We start from the raw sequence: 13,149 nt of genomic DNA on the forward strand, positions 1-13,149 counted from the left end.
AGAAATGCCCGGCCCGCTCAGCGGGCCGGGCATTTTCGTCTGCGCGCGGGTCAGCTCTCGCCGCGGGCGCGGGCGTACTTGGCGCGGAACTTCTCGACCCGGCCCGCGGTGTCGAGCAGGCGCTGCCGGCCCGTCCAGAACGGATGGCTGGCCGCGGAGATCTCCACGTCCAGTACCGGGTAGGTGTTGCCGTCCGTCCAGTCGACGGTCTTGTCGCTGGTCGCGGTGGAGCGCGTCAGAAAGGCGAAACCGGCGCTGCGGTCGCGGTAGACGACGTACTGGTAGGTCGGGTGGATGCCGGGTTTCATGCGGGTCCTCTCTCAGGCTGGTGCGGTGTCGTCCTCGTCGGTCAGGGGGAAGAAGCCGGCGAACGGGTCCGCCCAGCCGGGCCACGCCTCGAAGCCCTCGGCCAGCTCGCGGTCGGTGAGCAGGCATTCGGTGAGCCGGGCGGTGAGGGCCTCGGCGTCGAGATTCAGGCCGACCAACGCCAGCACCGTGCGGCGGTCGCCGTAGTAGGGGTCCCAGTCCACGTCGGCCGCCATCCGGCGCAGGCCGCTGGTCTCGGGCCAGCGCTCGGCCGGCAGGGCGGCGAGCCAGTAGCCGAGCGTGCCCAGGCTGACCCCGCCACCGGCCGACTCCCAGCCGATCGCGGTGTCCGGCTGGCTGGCGATCCAGAACTGGCCCCGCACGCGCAGCGCCTCGGTGGTCAGATCCTCCAGCGCCTCGTGCAACCGGACCGGATGGAACGGGCGCCGCGAGCGGAACAGCACCGAGTTGGCCCCGTGCTCGCCGGCCGGGTCGTCGATGCCGATCGGGAAACCCTCGAGGGCGCGGCCGAGGATGCCCGGGGTGCGCGGATCGTGCCGGCCGGTGCGGCGCAGCCGGGCGGCCAGGGCGGTGCAGTCGACTCTGCCGGTGTCGCCGACGCGCAGGTGGGTGGCCCAGGGGGCGAGCCGGTGCAGCAGCGCGGTGAGCCGGGCGTCGTCGAGCGCGTCGTGCTGCGGGTGGCCCCAGACGACGATGGTGTCGGCGTACTCGACCTGGCGGACGACGACCTCGGCCACCCCGCGGCGGTCCTCGTCGGCGGCGTGCAGGTCGCGGTCGCGCAGGTCCTCGGTGCTGGCGAGATCGTCCAGGAACCCGGCGGCCTCGACAACGGTCACGTACGAGTCGAAGCGCAGCTGCTCACCGGCACCGGCATGGGCACAGGCGGCGGCGACGGCCTCGGGCTCGATGACCGGCGGCAGGGCGAGCAGGATGTCGCTGTCCGGGCGCTGCCGGGCCAGGCGCAGCAACGTGGGCAGCACGTCCTCGCGCAACGTGCAGGACACGCAACCGTGGACCAGCTCGACGACCTCCTGCTCCAGCACGGCGTCCGCGGTCCGGACGGTGCGGCGCACGACGCCGTCCCGGACGCGGCGCATGTCGTGCGACACGAGCAGCAGGCGCCGATCGGTGACCAGCAGGCTGCGGCCGATGGCGGCGGTGGCCTCGGCGGAGAAACCGGCGAGCACGGTGACCCGGGGCCGGGTGTCGACCGACGGGGTGGAACCGATGAAGGCTGTCGTCACGAGCTCCACCCTACAACGAAAACCATTTTCAACAAGCGACCGGGGCGGGAGTGTCCCGGTCGCCCGGGGCGCCGCTCTCCGGCCGCCTGCCGCTGCGGCACGCTGCGCGAATCTCTTTCGACATTGACAAGTCTGAATTAATATTGGCGTGACACCGACCTGAACGCTTGTTCAGATGGTGCCAATTGCCGGTTCCGCGGGCGACCCTCCGGGGGATCTTCCCTACGCTGATCGAGGTCACGACGGTGACGTCGGACGCGATTCCGCACGCCGCGCAATCGCCTTGTCGACACGGGAGGAAACCATGAAGACGTACGCGAGGCACCTGACTGCCCGGCTCTTCGGCCGGACCCGCATGGGCGGCCTGTACCTGTACTGGGCCTTCGGCAAGTAGCCGGCCGGCTCGTCGGACAGCAGCGTGCCGGCGGGTGCACCGTGCCCGCCGGCACGCGCCAAGGGGGTTCCTCATGACGACCGTCCACACTCCTGCCGCCCGGCCACCGGGCCCGCGCGGTCACCGTCTGCTCGGCAACGTCGTCGATTACGACAAGGACCGGGTGGCATTCCTGGAACGCTGCCGACGGGAATACGGCGACGTCTTCTCCTTCGATCCCCGCACCGTCGTGATTGCCGATCCGGCATTGATACACGACATTCTCAGCCGGACCAACGACGACTTCCTGGCCGAGACCGTGCCGCTGGCGGTGCGCACCGACGAGGAGGAGACCGCGGCCGGCGCGCAGCTGTGGATGACCGCGCGGCGCCGCGGCTGGCGGGGCCTGAACAGATCGGTGGCCGAGGCGCACGCCCTGCGGCTGCGCGCCATCTTCGAGCGGACCCTGCGGCAGGCCGGGCCCGGCGAGGTCGACGTGCTCGCCGTGATGAAGGACTACGTCGGCCGGGCGATCGCCGACTTCTGCGTCAGCCGCGACGCCGAGGGTCTGCCGGCTGTCATCGCGGAGAACACCGAAGCTCTCGACCCGCTGTCCCGCAGCTCCTACATGGTGCCGCCGTGGTGGCCGTCGCGCCGGGTCCGGCGGTTCATCCGGGCGCGCGAGGCCACGGTCGAAGCGATCGCCGCGGTGGTGCGCCGGCGCCGGGCGGCCGGCCCACCCCGACCGGGCGTCGCCGAGGACCTGCTCGACGTGCTGCTCGCGGCGGACTCGCCCGCGCTCAGCGACGTGCAGATCGAACGCTTGATCCGGGGGATCATGCTGGCGGCGTACGGCGTCCCGGCGGCCGCCCTCACCTGGATCGTGCACGACCTCGCCGCCCACCCGCAGGTCCGCCGCGCGGTCGAGCGGGAGGCCACTGCCCACGACGCGGAAGTGGCGCCGTCGACGACCGCGCTGCCGTACACGGAAGCGTTCGTGAAGGAAGTCCTGCGGCTGCGCCCACCGACCTGGCTGATCGGCCGCACCGCGCGGCGGGCGACCACCCTGGGCGAATGGCAGCTCAATCCGGGCGACCAGATCCTCTTCAGCCTGTACGCCCTGCACCGCGACGAACGATGGTGGCGCGACCCGGAGGCCCTCGACCCGCAACGGTGGCTGGAGCCGCACGGCCAGCAGCAGCGCCATACGTACCTGCCGTTCGGCGCGGGCCCCCGGGTCTGCGTCGGGACCCAGCTGGGGATGATCCAGCTGGTGCTGAGCACCTTCTGGCTGGCCCGGGAGTACGACGTGACGATCACGCCCGGCCGCGGCGGCACCCCGGACTTCGGTGGCCTGCTGATCCCGCAGGGCCTGACCGCGACGTTCCGCCCGCGGGCGCAGTGAGCCTTCAATCAGCGAGCGGCGGCTCACTTGTCGTGGGTTTGTCAGAGGCCGGCGTCGTGGCGGCTGGCGGCGCGGTGGTCGGTGGCATGGTGGCCGTCGGAGTGGTGATCCGAGGCGTGGGCGTGGGGGTGGCGGGTTCGGGGCCGACCACGGTGTTGCCCAGCGAACCGCAGGTCGTCTTGCCGGTGCCGCGGCTGGTCCACCGGCACGTGTCGTAGACCCGCCCCGACGAGCTGCGCAACGTCGCCGTGTCCCCGGTGTTGTTCCAGATGTGCCAGCCCCGCTGCTGGTACAGCCGGGCGCTGTCCCGGGTGCCGTCCGGCTTGCGGCCGTTGGTCCCCTTGCCGGTGTGGACGTAGACCGTCTTCTTGGCCCCGATCACGTGGGCCGGGAAGGTGAACGTGTACCCGGCGGCGTCCTTGATGGTGAAACGGTCCAGCCGCGCGGAGAACGTCGAGTTGTTGTAGATCCGGACGAACTCGCCGTTGACGCTGCTGTTCGCGTTCGTGTCCGGGTTGCTGGGGGAGTCGAACTGGATGAGGTGGAACTGCAGGTTCGGCGTGGCGGCGTCGGCCGGCAGGGCGACGGCCACGGTCCCGAGGACGGCGGCGCCGGCTGCGGCGGCCACGGTGATGCGGAGACGGCGGTTCATGGCAGCCACGCTAAATGCGACACCCATGGACACTCGTCATGCGAAAGGCCACAGCCGGACGGCCGTGCGGCGCCACGGTCGTCCTTTCGGCCGCTAGATGGTGACGACGAGCTTGCCCGGGTAGCGACCCGTCGCCAGGTCGCGGATCGCCTGGGCCGCGTCGGCCAGCGCGTAGCTGCGCCCCACCATCGGTGTGACCTGGCCCGACTCGATGAGTGCGGTCAGCTCGGCGAGCTGGTCGGCGCGCACCCGGGCGGTCACGCCGCGCAGGTGCTGGCCCATGAACGGCGAGATCAGCGGCGCCGCCATCTGGCGCTGGAAGCCGCCCATGATCCGGCCCCGGGCGTGCCCGCCACCGACGAGCGCGATGGTGGCGCGGGGCGTTGCCGCCCGCCGGAGCAGGGACAGCGGCCGGCTTCCCGCGGTGTCGATGATGACGTCGTACGCGGGGCCGTCCCGGTCGACCTCCTGCCGGGTGTAGTCGATGACGTCGTCGGCGCCCAGCGACCGGACCGTGTCGGCCTTGGCGGTGCTGCAGACTCCGGTCACGCTCGCGCCGTACGCCTTGGCCAGCTGGACCGCGAACGAGCCGACGCCGCCGCCCGCGCCGGTGATCAGCACCCGCCGGCCGGCCCGCACGCCGCCGTCGCGGATGCTCTGCAACGCCGTGACGCCGGAGACCGGGGTGGCCGCCGCCTGCTCGAAGGTGATCGTGGCCGGCTTGGCGGCGAGCCGGTCCTCCTTCGCGGTCGCCTGCTCGGCGAACGAGCCGGTCTCACAGGTGCCGTAGACCTCGTCGCCCGGGCGGAAGCGGGTGACGCGGGCACCCACCGCGGTGACCACGCCGGCGACGTCCAGGCCGCGCACCGCCACCCGGGGCCGGCGCAGACCGAACGCCAGGCGCGCCGCGTACGGGCGGCCGGTCATGTAGATCCACACGCCCGGGTCCACAGCGGCCGCTCGGACCGCGATGAGCACTTCCCGCTCGCCGGGCGACGGGGGATCGACGTCGCGGAGCTCGAGCACGTCGGCTGAGCCGTACCGGTCCTGGGCGATGGCTTTCATTGCTGCTCCTCGGGTTCGTCGGGGTACTGGAACACGTCGTCGAGCGGCGCCCGGAACACCCGGGCGATGCGGAAGGCCATCTCCAGCGACGGCGAGTAGCGCCCCTGCTCGATGGCGATCAGGGTCTGCCGGGTGACGCCGATCCGGTCGGCCAGCTCGGCCTGGGTCATCTCGCCGTGCGCGAACCGCAGCGCGCGGATGCTGTTGGTGACCTGCGTCGGCTTCACCATTGCGGCAGGCTCCGGCGGTACACGACCACCTTGGTGATGCCGCTGAGGACCGCCGACAGCACGAAGCACAGGTAGATGACGTTGGCGGTCCAGAAGGGGTCCCACCGCGCCATCGCCATTCCCATCGCGGCGACCGCGCCGATGACGACGAACGACTGGCCGACGTGCTCACCGAGCCGCCCGATCTCGCGGTCGCGGTCGTCGGTGAGGCGCGACGCCCGCGGATTGCCCACGGCCATCGCGATCTCGGCCACGATCGACGCGACGATCGCGGCGCCGACCGTCCACAACAGAGCGCCCGCGTACGGCACCGAGGTCAGGGACCGTCCGTCGGTGCGGCTCGCGATGACGGCCACGTACGCGGTGTAGCTCAGGACGGCGACGACCAGCCTGATCCACGCTCGTTTCTCCTCGTGTGTCACGGCGGGCCCCTTCGATGTACAAAATTTTTGACATTTCGAAGGTAGCAAATTCTTGACACGATGTCTAAAAAACTTTACATCGCGTGCATCCGGCCGCTCCGGGTGGCTGGTCACCGTGGCCGAGGTCTGCCGGAGGGGTCGACTTCGCCGGTCATCCGGCGGCCGGGGCGGCCCTGCTCTCGCTGCTACCCCTGCTGGAGGCGGGCGGCTAAGGCCGCGCCGCGCAAGAAGCCGGACGTGCTGGTCGCCGACATGGCCTACGCCCACGACCCGACCCGCCGCGAGCTCCGTCGCCGCGGCATCGCCACACCATCCCGGAACGCACTGACCAGGTCGCCCGCCGGGCTGCCAAGGAGCGCCGCGGCGGCCGCCCGCCCCGACTTCGACACTGCTGCTCATCGCCGCTCTGATGCGGCTCCGACGATCGGGCCGGACACAGCCTGGAAGGGCAGCACCGGAACAACGAACGGCAACGTTGCGGGCGTGGCCACCGGGAGTGCCGCCGGCTGTGTCGCGGGCTGCCTACGCCGGCGCGGCCGGCTCGGTGACGGCGTCCCGGCCGGCCTGCGAGGGGCCGCTTCGCCGGCCGAGCCCGATGACGATCGCCACGGCCTCTGCGCGGTGGTGACGTCCTTCCCATCGGTACGGGCGACCTGGGGCAGCCACCGGAACGAGCGGCGGTCACGAAGGATTCCGGGGGAGTCCTTCGTGACCGTCAGTCGTGCCGCGGCGCGAGGCTACGGTGTCAGCACCGGATCCAGCTGAAGTTGAACAGGGTGTCGACGTCGCCCTCGCTCGAGCGCATCGACATGCTGCTGCGGGCGTTCGACGGGCCGGCGTCCACCCGCAGCTCGGTGTTGACGTTGAGGACCTTCTGCTCCGAGCACGGGGTGTAGATCAGGGCGGGGGCGACGTCCCGGGTCGCCCAGTAGCCGTGGAGCGGGCCGGAGAACGTCTCGTCGTTGCTGTTGTTCGCCGACGATCCCTGCCAGTAGTAGTTGGTGCGCTGTAGGGCTGTCGCGCCGGCGTGGAGCCGGGCCCGGCCCCGGTAGTCCGCCTCGGCGACGGCGAAGGTCCAGCCCGCCGGCACGGTCACCAGCACGCCGACCTGGCAGTTCTTGCGTCGGTCGGTCGGGTCGGCGCTCCCGCCGGCCTCGGCCACGAAGTCGTGGTACCTGATCCGGAAGCCCGTCTTGTCGGAGTCGGCGATCACCGTGGCCGACCCGGGTGCGCATCCCGAGCCGTTGGCGGCTATCACCTCGACGGTGACGTTGCCGTCCGGGACGGCGGCGGCTTCGGCGTGCGCCGGCGTGGACAGCGACAGCGTAAGAACTGTGCCGAGTACGGCGAGAACCGTATGTCTTACGCCGACGAAGCTCTTGATCATGGTATTCCTCTCGTTTCGGCCGGTGCATTCTGGAAGGCTTCCAATATTAAACCCTGATACTGCTTCACGCGGCGGACGGCGTTCGGTAGGGAATGTTAGCCAGCCGCCATGACCACCACAAGAATTGGTGTTCATCTATCTGAGTTGATGATCCAGATTGCCTGCTCGGGCGCGTTATGCATGCTGCATGCGGCCGATTAGACGGATAAATCCAACAATCCGGCCGAGGTGTTCGCCCGAATAATCCGTGAAGATGGGGTGTGCGGCTTTGGGCGGCCGGCCGCAAAGAGGCAACCGCCTGTATGGCGCCTCCCAATTACCGCACAATGGGACCTCAGAATGTTTCATTGACGTCAGTCTATGACCGCCCATAACATCTGTCCCGCGTGTGCATTGTCGTCGTTACCCGAAGGGAGTTCCATGCGTAAATTGCTGGTGCGTGGGGGAGCAGTGCTGGCGTTGCTCGCCGCCTCGTTGACCGCGGCCTCGCCCGCCTCGGCCGGAAGCCCGCTGGAGGACCCGCCGTCCGACCACATCGTCATCGACCTGGTCGCCATGGCCGGGTCCGGTTGCCGGCCCGGTACGGCGGACGTCGCCATCTCACCGGACAACACCGCCTTCACCGCCATCTACAGCGACTACCTGGCCCAGGCCGGTCCGGGCATCGCCACCACCGAAGGCCGCAAGAACTGCCAGCTCAACGTGCTGGTCCACGTACCCCAGGGCTTCACCTTCGCGATCACCAAGGTGGACTACCGCGGGTACGGCCTGCTCCAGCGCGGTGCCACCGCCTCGCAACGGGCGAACTACTACTTCCAGGGCATGAGCCAGAGCACCTTCACCACGCACCCGGTCACCGCACCCCTGGACGACAACTGGTTCGCCAGTGACGAGGTTCCGGTCGCCGCGGTCGTCTGGCACCCGTGCGGGGAACTGCGCAATCTCAACATCAACACCGAGCTGCGGGTCGCCAAGGGCACCTCGACGGACGCCAGCTTCCTGACCATGGACTCCGTCGACGGCAGCATCTCCACCACGTACCACTTCGCCTGGAGGCAGTGCTAGACGATCGCCTCCTCAGCGCGCGTCGAGGGTCGCCGGACCGGTCCGGCGACCCTCGGCCGTGTCCCGGCTCGTCACGCCCCGCCCGGGCGGATCAGGCCGCTCTCGTACGCGAAGACGACCAGCTGAGCCCGGTCGTGCGCGCCCAGCTTTCCCATCGTGCGGTTGATGTGGGTCTTCACCGTGTGCGGGCTCAGCGTCAGGTGCGCGGCGATGTCGCTGTTGGACAGCCCTGATCCCACCAGGCCCAGCACCTCCCGCTCCCGTTCGGTCAGCGCGGCGAGCCGGTGCGCGGAGATCTCCTGGCCGCGTTCCGGACGGGCCAGATAGCGGGCGATGAGGCTGCGGGTCGCCGCCGGGGTGAGCAGGGCGTCGCCGCGGTGAACGACCCGGATGGCGTGCAGCAGTTCCTCCGGCTCCGCACTCTTGCCGAGGAACCCGCTGGCTCCGCTGCGCAACGCCGCGAAGACGTACTCGTCGATCTCGAACGTGGTCAGGATCAGCACCCGCACCCCGGCGAGGTCCTCGTCGGCGGTGATCAGCCGGGTCGCGGCCAGCCCGTCCAGCTCCGGCATCCGGATGTCCATCAGCACCACGTCGGCGCGTGCCTCGCGGGCCAGGGTGACGGCCTCGGCGCCGGTGCGGGCCGTGCCGGCGACACACATGCCCGCAGTGGCGGCGATCAACGTCGCGAAGCTCGCCAGCAGCAGCGGCTGGTCGTCGGCGAGCAGCACCCGGATCGGTTCGTCGGTCACGCCGGGCGCCCCGCCGGCAGGACCGCGGTGACCCGGAAGCCGCCGCCGGTGGCCCAGGGGCCGGCCAGCAGGGTGCCGCCCAGCGCCGCCACACGTTCCCGCATCCCGACGATGCCGTGCGCGTCCGCCGCCGCCCCGGTCACCGCCGGTCCGGTCACCGCCGGGCCGTCGTTGTCGACGATCACCGTCAGCATCTCCCGCTCGCGACGCACGCTGAGCCGGACCTTCACCGGGCCGGCGTGCTTGCAGACGTTGGTCAGCGATTCCTGGACGACCCGGTAGGCCGTCACGTCCGCGGCCCAGGACAGGTGGGTCGTGTCGCCGTGCCGGTCGCAGGCGATCCGCAGACCCGAGCGGGTGAATGAGTTCAGCAGGTCGTCGAGCGCGGCCAGGCCGACCGTGGGTTCCACGGGCGCGTTCTCGTCCCCGGGACGGCGCAGCAGCCCGACGGTGTCGCGCAGCTCCTCCAGGGCGGCCCGGCTGCCCTGCCGGATCCGGTCGAACGTCTCGCGTACCGGGGCGGGCTGGCCGGTCAGCACGTGCCGGGCGACGCCCGCCTGCACGTTGATCAGCGCGAGGTGGTGACCGACGCTGTCGTGCAGGTCCCGGGCTATGCGCAGGCGTTCCTCGGTGAGCCGGCGCCGGGTCTCGGCCTCCCGGTCGCGCTCGGCGTCCTCGGCCCGCAGCAGCACCTCGGCCAGATAGGCGCGCCGGTTGCGCGACGCCTCGCCGGCGGCCACGGCCAGGCCGCCGAGGGCGGCCAGGGCGACGTTCTCCGGTCCGAGCCAGCGGGCCGGCGCCCCGATCGTGTGGAACGCCCCGAGCGCCAGCACCAGCAGCCCGCCGACCAGCAGCGACCGCCGGCGGTCGCTGCTCTCGGCCACGGTGTAGAGCGCGACCAGGGGCGCGGCGAGGACCAGGATGTCGCCGGTCCCCGGCTGGTGGGCCAGGAACAGCTCGGCGGCCACCGTGCTGACCAGCAGGACCGGGTACGGCCAGCGCCGCCGCACCGCCAGGACCAGACACGCCACCGTCGCCGGCAGCACGGAACCGGGCCCGTCGAGATGACCCGGTCCCGCGGTGGTCAGCAGGGTCGCCACCCACACCAGGGCCGCGATCGCCCCGTCGGCGACGTGCGGGCGGTCGTGGGCCACCCGCCGCAGGTGGGCGATGACGTGCATGGCCACACCGTACGGCCGGCCGGCGTCCCGGCGCCTCCCCTCCCGGCGGCATCCCGGGCATACCGCGCCCGCGGTACGGCGAAGATGCCTCGCTGAGGCGACGAGATCGCGGGCGCAGCGGACGAGAGTGACCTCCGTTGCGCTTTCTACGAAGGGACTTCGATGACCGAGGTGTCCGTCCGAGGACTCACCAAACGGTTCGGCGCCGTGACTGCCGTCGACGATCTCAGCTTCGACCTCGGGCCGGGAGTGACCGGCTTCCTCGGGCCCAACGGGGCCGGCAAGACCACCACCCTGCGGATGCTGCTCGGCCTGGTCCGGCCCACCTCCGGTACGGCCACCGTTGACGGGCGCCCCTACGCCGAACTGCCCCGTCCGCGCCGGGTCGTCGGCGCCCTGCTCGAGGCGTCTGGCTTCCATCCCGGCCGCACCGCTCGCGACCACCTGCTCATCCAGGCGCAACTGGCCGGACTGCCCGCGGCCCGGACCGACGCGGTGCTGGACGAGGTGGGACTGAGCGCGGATGCCGGGCGCCGGGTCAGCGGCTACTCACTGGGTATGCGCCAGCGGCTCGGCCTGGCCTCGGCCCTGCTCGGCGACCCGGACGTGCTGATCCTCGACGAGCCCGGCAACGGCCTCGACCCGGCCGGGATGGCCTGGCTGCGTACCCTGCTGCGGCAGCTCGCCGGGCAGGGCCGCACCGTCGTCGTGTCCAGCCACATCCTGGCCGAGGTCGCCCAGACTGCCGACCGGGTCCTCATCGTCAACGGCGGGGTGCTGCGCTTCGCCGGGCCGCTCGCGGAGCTGTCCGCCGGCGGGGACACCCTGGAGTCGGCCTTCCTGCGCCTGACCGCCGAATTGGAAGGAAGCTCCCGATGATCCTCGCCGCCGAGTTCCGCAAACTGCGTACGGTCCGCAGCGGCTGGCTGCTGCTCGGGGCCGCACAACTGGTCATCGTGGCCGGGGTCAGCGGCCTGATGCTCGCCCGGGACGACGCCGCCACGATCGGCGCGCAGCGCGAGGCGGTGGCCCACATCGGCGTGGTCTCCCTGTTCACCCTGGTGCTCGGCACCATGGCGGTCGCGGGGGAGTACCGGCACCGCACCATCAGCGACGCCTACCTGGCCACCCCGCGGCGCTACCGGCTCGTGCTGGCCAAGCTCGGTGTCTACACCGCCGCCGGCGCGGTCTTCGGGGTGGCTGCCACCCTCACCGCGCTGATCACCACCGCCGGCTGGCTCGCCGCCGACGGTGCCTCGCTGGACCTCGCCTCCGGGGGCCTGTGGCGCACCGTGCTCGGCGGCATCGGGTGGAACGCCGTCTTCGCGGCGATCGGGGTCGCCGTCGGCGCGCTGATCACCAACCTGATGGCCGCGGTCGCCGCCGCGCTGGCCTGGCTGGCCCTGGTCGAGGGCATCGTCGGGCAGCTCATCGGGGACGCCGACCGGTGGCTGCCGTTCGCCCTCGGGTCAGCTCTCGGCGGGCTGCCCACGGTCGCCGACGCGCCGCCGCAGTGGCAGGCCGGACTCATCCTGGCCGGTTACGCCGCGGCGCTCGCGGTGGCCGCGGTCGCGACGACGGTGCGCCGGGACATCACCTGACGGCTGACGGCCCGCGGTCCGGGTCTTCGCGGGGGCGGTCGAGCACCAGGTCGGCGGCGCGGGCGAGGACCTGGGCGCGGGTACGGCCGTCGTGGTCGGCGGCCAGGAAGTGCTCGCCGATCGCCAGGCAGAAGGCCACCAGGCTGCGTGCCTCGACCTCGTCGGGGTCGGCGCAGAACGTGCCGATCATCTCGCGCAGCAGCGCCATGCGCCGGTTGTCGACCCGGCGCAGGCGCGCGGCGACCGCCTCGTCGCGCCGGGCCCAGTCGCGGACCGCCAGGTCGATCGGCAGCAGCCGGGTGCCGGAGAAGGTCAGCATTCCCGCGCGCCGGATCCGGGTCCGCGGGTCGCCGCCCTCGCGCTCGACGCGCTCGAGCACCTCATCGGTGCTCTCCCGCTCCCAGGTGTCGAGCATCGCGGCCAGCAGTGCGTCGCGGTCGGCGAAGGATCCGTAGAACCCGCCCTTGGTCACGCCCAGCCGTTTGGCCAGCGCCTCGACCCGGACGGCGTCCGGACCGCCGGCCGCCAGCGCCGCCAGCCCCTCCTCGATCCACCTGTCCCGGGTCGTGCGAGTCGCGCCCACGAGTCTCCTCACGTCGGTATACGCCAGCGTATATGTGGGTTAGCCTGCTGTTATACGGTAGCGTATACAGAACGGAGATCGAGCGATGGCCATCCCGGAGTCCGTCCTCACCCTCAGCTCGGTGCCGGAGATCGACTACGTCGACCGCTTCACCCTGGCCACCGACGTGCACGCCTCGCCGGAGCAGTGGGCCCGGGCCATGTTCGGCGACGTACCCGGCCCGGGGGAGCTGTTCATCTGGCGTGTCCTGCTGGGACTGCGCCTCAGCCGGCGGCCCGGCCCGGCCACCGTGGCCGGCTGGCGGATCGGCGGCCACGGCGAGGACTGGATCCGGCTCGAAGCGGCATCGTGGTTCCTGTCGGCCAACCTGCTCGTGCAGACCGGCGACGCGCAGGTGTCGCTGGTGACCCTCCTGCACTACGGCCGGCGCCCGGCCGGGGCCGTCTGGCCGCCGTTGTCCGCCGTGCACCGCCGGTTGGTGCCCCGCGTGCTCCGCGACGCCGAGGCCCGGATCCGTCGTGGGGGTGTGCGCTGAGCCGGGCACCGCCCGCCTCTACCCTGGGTGCCGTGACCGACGTGGAAAGCAAGATCCTGGACGAGACGACCGCCGAACCCACCCCCGAGCTGATCGCCACGCACTACCTGGCCAGCGTCGACGAGCTGGTCGAGCACCTGCGCGCGGCCGACCAGCTGGGCCTGGGCGTACGGGTCAGCTCCTATCTGGTCGCCGCCGACGACGACAGCGACGTGTACTCCGCGCGGTGGGAGCTGGACCTGCTGACCGCCTCCCCGGTCCATCAGGAGGATGAAACCGAGTAGCTCTCCGCCGGCATGCGGTGCTCGGCAGCCCGGCGGACCACCG

General features: G+C 71.6%; 16 protein-coding genes and 1 pseudogene. 7 read left to right on the forward strand and 10 right to left on the reverse strand.

Features of this window, described 5'->3' with window-relative positions; genetic code table 11:
- Positions 1-50: 50 nt before the first annotated feature.
- Positions 51-308 (reverse strand): type B 50S ribosomal protein L31, encoded by a 258-nt coding sequence (locus tag Aau02nite_RS13205; protein WP_212988663.1) that lies wholly within the window; start codon positions 306-308, stop codon positions 51-53.
- A 12-nt stretch (positions 309-320) separates the two neighbouring features.
- Entirely contained in the window at positions 321-1,571 is a 1,251-nt protein-coding gene (locus Aau02nite_RS13210; RefSeq protein WP_246595099.1) for a CobW family GTP-binding protein, read from the reverse strand.
- A gap of 467 nt (positions 1,572-2,038) precedes the next feature.
- Between Aau02nite_RS13210 and Aau02nite_RS13215 the strand changes: the two genes are divergently transcribed.
- Positions 2,039-3,349: a cytochrome P450 gene (locus Aau02nite_RS13215; RefSeq protein WP_212988665.1), complete on the forward strand. Its 1,311-nt coding sequence runs from the start codon at positions 2,039-2,041 to the stop codon at positions 3,347-3,349.
- A 4-nt stretch (positions 3,350-3,353) separates the two neighbouring features.
- Here Aau02nite_RS13215 and Aau02nite_RS13220 read toward each other — a convergent pair whose 3' ends face one another.
- The 4 genes from Aau02nite_RS13220 to Aau02nite_RS13235 form a co-directional block, all read right to left on the reverse strand.
- The gene (locus Aau02nite_RS13220) at positions 3,354-4,001 is read right to left on the reverse strand and encodes a lamin tail domain-containing protein (RefSeq protein ID WP_212988666.1); all 648 of its coding nucleotides are present in this window, start codon (positions 3,999-4,001) and stop codon (positions 3,354-3,356) included.
- Between the two features lie 93 nt (positions 4,002-4,094).
- A complete protein-coding gene (locus Aau02nite_RS13225; RefSeq protein WP_212988667.1) occupies positions 4,095-5,066 on the reverse strand; it encodes an NAD(P)-dependent alcohol dehydrogenase in 972 nt (323 codons plus the stop codon).
- Positions 5,063-5,296: a helix-turn-helix transcriptional regulator gene (locus tag Aau02nite_RS13230; protein WP_212988668.1), complete on the reverse strand. Its 234-nt coding sequence runs from the start codon at positions 5,294-5,296 to the stop codon at positions 5,063-5,065. The genes Aau02nite_RS13225 and Aau02nite_RS13230 overlap by 4 nt, the downstream gene beginning before the upstream one ends.
- A complete protein-coding gene (locus Aau02nite_RS13235; protein WP_212988669.1) occupies positions 5,290-5,718 on the reverse strand; it encodes a hypothetical protein in 429 nt (142 codons plus the stop codon). Before Aau02nite_RS13235 ends, Aau02nite_RS13230 begins: the two co-directional genes overlap by 7 nt.
- Positions 5,719-5,937: 219 nt before the next feature.
- Here Aau02nite_RS13235 and Aau02nite_RS13240 point away from each other — a divergent pair.
- Positions 5,938-6,095: pseudogene (locus tag Aau02nite_RS13240) on the forward strand (IS5/IS1182 family transposase); the annotation flags it as partial.
- 368 nt (positions 6,096-6,463) lie between these two features.
- Here the strand turns inward: Aau02nite_RS13240 and Aau02nite_RS13245 are convergent.
- Complete coding sequence (locus Aau02nite_RS13245; protein WP_212988670.1) at positions 6,464-7,105, reverse strand: DUF4360 domain-containing protein; 642 nt, start codon at positions 7,103-7,105, stop codon at positions 6,464-6,466.
- A gap of 420 nt (positions 7,106-7,525) precedes the next feature.
- Between Aau02nite_RS13245 and Aau02nite_RS13250 the strand changes: the two genes are divergently transcribed.
- Positions 7,526-8,170 carry a DUF4360 domain-containing protein gene (locus Aau02nite_RS13250; RefSeq protein ID WP_212988671.1) on the forward strand — a complete coding sequence of 215 codons (645 nt, stop codon included), beginning with the start codon at positions 7,526-7,528 and terminating at the stop codon, positions 8,168-8,170.
- A 71-nt stretch (positions 8,171-8,241) separates the two neighbouring features.
- Here Aau02nite_RS13250 and Aau02nite_RS13255 read toward each other — a convergent pair whose 3' ends face one another.
- Together Aau02nite_RS13255 and Aau02nite_RS13260 are read right to left on the reverse strand one after the other, a co-directional pair.
- Entirely contained in the window at positions 8,242-8,922 is a 681-nt protein-coding gene (locus Aau02nite_RS13255; RefSeq protein WP_212988672.1) for a response regulator, read from the reverse strand.
- Positions 8,919-10,103 (reverse strand): sensor histidine kinase, encoded by a 1,185-nt coding sequence (locus Aau02nite_RS13260; protein ID WP_212988673.1) that lies wholly within the window; start codon positions 10,101-10,103, stop codon positions 8,919-8,921. Before Aau02nite_RS13260 ends, Aau02nite_RS13255 begins: the two co-directional genes overlap by 4 nt.
- A 162-nt stretch (positions 10,104-10,265) precedes the next feature.
- Here Aau02nite_RS13260 and Aau02nite_RS13265 point away from each other — a divergent pair, with 162 nt between their 5' ends.
- Together Aau02nite_RS13265 and Aau02nite_RS13270 are read left to right on the forward strand one after the other, a co-directional pair.
- The gene (locus Aau02nite_RS13265) at positions 10,266-10,982 is read left to right on the forward strand and encodes an ABC transporter ATP-binding protein (protein ID WP_212988674.1); all 717 of its coding nucleotides are present in this window, start codon (positions 10,266-10,268) and stop codon (positions 10,980-10,982) included.
- The gene (locus Aau02nite_RS13270) at positions 10,979-11,704 is read left to right on the forward strand and encodes an ABC transporter permease (protein WP_212988675.1); all 726 of its coding nucleotides are present in this window, start codon (positions 10,979-10,981) and stop codon (positions 11,702-11,704) included. Before Aau02nite_RS13265 ends, Aau02nite_RS13270 begins: the two co-directional genes overlap by 4 nt.
- Here the strand turns inward: Aau02nite_RS13270 and Aau02nite_RS13275 are convergent.
- On the reverse strand, positions 11,697-12,287 hold the full coding sequence (locus Aau02nite_RS13275; RefSeq protein ID WP_212988676.1) for a TetR/AcrR family transcriptional regulator: 591 nt from the start codon (positions 12,285-12,287) through the stop codon (positions 11,697-11,699). The genes Aau02nite_RS13270 and Aau02nite_RS13275 overlap by 8 nt on opposite strands.
- 85 nt (positions 12,288-12,372) lie before the next feature.
- On the opposite strand from Aau02nite_RS13275, the gene Aau02nite_RS13280 reads away from it, so the two are divergent.
- Complete coding sequence (locus Aau02nite_RS13280) at positions 12,373-12,822, forward strand: hypothetical protein (protein ID WP_212988677.1); 450 nt, start codon at positions 12,373-12,375, stop codon at positions 12,820-12,822.
- Between the two features lie 32 nt (positions 12,823-12,854).
- Entirely contained in the window at positions 12,855-13,106 is a 252-nt protein-coding gene (locus Aau02nite_RS13285) for a hypothetical protein (protein ID WP_212988678.1), read from the forward strand.
- Positions 13,107-13,149 lie beyond the last annotated feature (43 nt).

Origin of the sequence: Actinoplanes auranticolor, assembly GCF_018332655.1 — a bacterium.
Classification (GTDB): domain Bacteria; phylum Actinomycetota; class Actinomycetes; order Mycobacteriales; family Micromonosporaceae; genus Actinoplanes; species Actinoplanes auranticolor.